This is a genomic window from Pseudomonas sp. ITEM 17296 (genome assembly GCF_028895205.1).
GTDB classification, from domain to species: domain Bacteria; phylum Pseudomonadota; class Gammaproteobacteria; order Pseudomonadales; family Pseudomonadaceae; genus Aquipseudomonas; species Aquipseudomonas kermanshahensis.
In genome coordinates this window covers 1-2,203 of sequence record NZ_WJRS01000061.1, presented here as the reverse complement: position 1 = coordinate 2,203, position 2,203 = coordinate 1, and the positions used below count along the sequence as shown (strand labels likewise).

3 protein-coding genes are annotated in these 2,203 nt (G+C 60.6%); 1 reads left to right on the top strand and 2 read right to left on the bottom strand.

From position 1 onward, the window contains the following. A partial coding sequence (locus GIB19_RS28005; protein WP_274888838.1) for an FMN-dependent NADH-azoreductase occupies nt 1-557 on the bottom strand: 557 nt, incomplete at its 3' end. A gap of 30 nt (nt 558-587) precedes the next feature. Continuing rightward, complete coding sequence (locus tag GIB19_RS28000) at nt 588-1,070, bottom strand: GNAT family N-acetyltransferase (RefSeq protein ID WP_023532427.1); 483 nt, start codon at nt 1,068-1,070, stop codon at nt 588-590. 90 nt (nt 1,071-1,160) lie between these two features. Here GIB19_RS28000 and pdxR point away from each other — a divergent pair. Then, nucleotides 1,161-2,203: MocR-like pyridoxine biosynthesis transcription factor PdxR (pdxR, locus tag GIB19_RS27995; protein ID WP_274888836.1), on the top strand; the 1,043-nt coding region annotated here is incomplete at its 3' end.

Here is a 2,203-nt window from a genome sequence, read left to right as displayed (position 1 = left end):
ACGGTGAAGTAGTACACGTGATTGAGACCGATGGTGGCGAGGACGGCGGACAGGTAGGGTCGCAGAAAGTCGGGTTGACGGGCATGCTGGCCGCTGATGTAGCCCCCGCAAGCTATTGCGACGTAAACCGGACGATCCGTCAGCGATCCGACTTTGCCTTTGGCGGTGCCCAGAAACGTTTTGCCCACGCGTACCACCTGGTCGATCCACATCTTGAGTGGGGCGGGCACGCTGTAGTTGTGCATCGGCGTGGCAATCAGCAGTACGTCGCATGCCTGCAGTTGGTCGATCAACTCGTCGGAACGGCTCAACGTACCCTCCTGACCGCTTGCTATGACTACGCGCTGATTGGCTAACGCCTGGGCGTAAGGCGCATCGACTGGGGCCAAGGAGTTGAGGTCTAAATCGGTCAACTGGATACCCCTTCTGCCGGCCTGACTGGCCAAGGCAAACAGGATCTGCTGGGACAGTTTCAGACTTTCCGAATCCTCTGCATTGGGGCTGGCGACCAGGCGAAGAATGCGCAAAGGAGCAAGTGGCTGTTGTGACGATGTCATGAGGTTCGCCTCCTTGGATGTGCGTGCGGGTTATGGCGTATCGAACTGTTTCTGAAAGCGCAGTGCACCCGTCAACAGGCCTTCACGGAAGTAGAAGCGTTGCGCGCGGGCGTTGGCCAAACCCGTGTCGAGCACCAGGCGTGCACAACCGCTGGCGCGGGCCAGTCGCTCCAAGGCTTGCAATAAGCGCGAGCCCCACTGACCTCCCCGCTGAGCCTCGGCGGTTACAAGGTCATCGACATACAGGAATGCGCCGTAGACCAGGTTTTCCTGTAAGCGGTAACCAGCCAGTGCCACAAGAACGCCTAAGTCATAAGCACCAATCAGGCGATAGCCTTCAACGCGCATACGCTCGATGCGGCTGACGAAGTCAGCTTCGCTCGTCAGATGAGGGCGCAATTGCTGCATTACCGGGAATGCGCTGCAGAGGTCATGGGTGCTGTCCAGGGGGCGCAGGGACGTGTCGGCCAGGTCGAGCACGCTGGGTATGAAGTTGTGCAAAGGGGATGTCATGGGAGTTGCCCTCATGAGTAGGTGATGGCGCTATATTGGACTACCATTGACCCACTTGATTGAGCCAAGAAATGGGATATGAACTAGGCCATGATGACCTCCCCCAAGCCACCTTTTGCTCCCTTGGAAGAGCAGTCTGCCTTGCCTCTGTATCGTCAACTGTACGACCGCGTACTGGCCGCCGTTGCCGCAGGCACGTTGTCCCCCGGTGACCGCTTGCCGTCGGCGCGCGCCATGGCCAAGGAGCTGGGGGTGGCCCGTGGCACCGTCGAATTGGCCTATTCGCTGCTGGCCAGCGAGGGTTACCTCCTGGCGCTCGGGCAGAAAGGCACCGTAATCAATCCTGAACTGCAGAAGCCCGTGTCGGAGGCCACCGCATTACCAGTCAGCAGCCAAGTGATCGAAGACGCACCTGATTCGCTCTGGCGTCCACCGCAGCTGTTGCCGTTCCAGATGGGGGTACCGGCGCTGGATGCATTTCCGCGCAAGATATGGGCGCGTCTCGGTGCTCGGTATCTCCGTGGGATGCGTCTTGGAGATCTGGACTATCCGGCACCCCACGGCCTGGCAGCGTTGCGCAGCGCCATTGCTTCGTATCTGCAGGTGTCCCGAGGTATCGATTGCGGTGCCCATCAGGTGTTTATCACCAGCGGTTGGCGCAATAGCCTGTCCTTAGTCGCACATACCCTGTTGCAGCCAGGCGAGTGCGCCTGGGTGGAAGACCCGGGCTATCCCACTACGCGCCAGGTGCTTCGCCAGTTCGGCCTGGAGCTGGAAGCGGTGCCGGTTGATGCCGATGGTATGAATGTAGAACACGCCATCGCGGGTTCTCGGGCTGCTCAGGTCGCCATGGTGACACCTGGGCATCAGAGCCCGCTGTCGATGGCACTGTCGCTGCCACGCCGGCAACTGCTACTCGATTGGGCTGCCCGCACCGGTGGCTGGATTGTCGAGGACGATTACGACGGCGAGTACCGCTACGTCAGCCGTCCACTTCCAGCGCTGGCCAGCTTGGATCGCCATGGGCGCGTGCTGTATGCCGGCACCTTCAGCAAGGTGCTGTTTCCCGGTATTCGCCTGGCTTATCTGGTGGTGCCGCAGGCGCAGGTGGCAGCGTTCGAGCGCGTCGGCCG

What these genes read in the sequence shown, in the direction of transcription:
- GIB19_RS28000 (WP_023532427.1), bottom strand. Translation starts at nt 1,070, where the DNA reads ATGACATCCCCTTTGCACAACTTCATACCCAGCGTGCTCGACCTGGCC.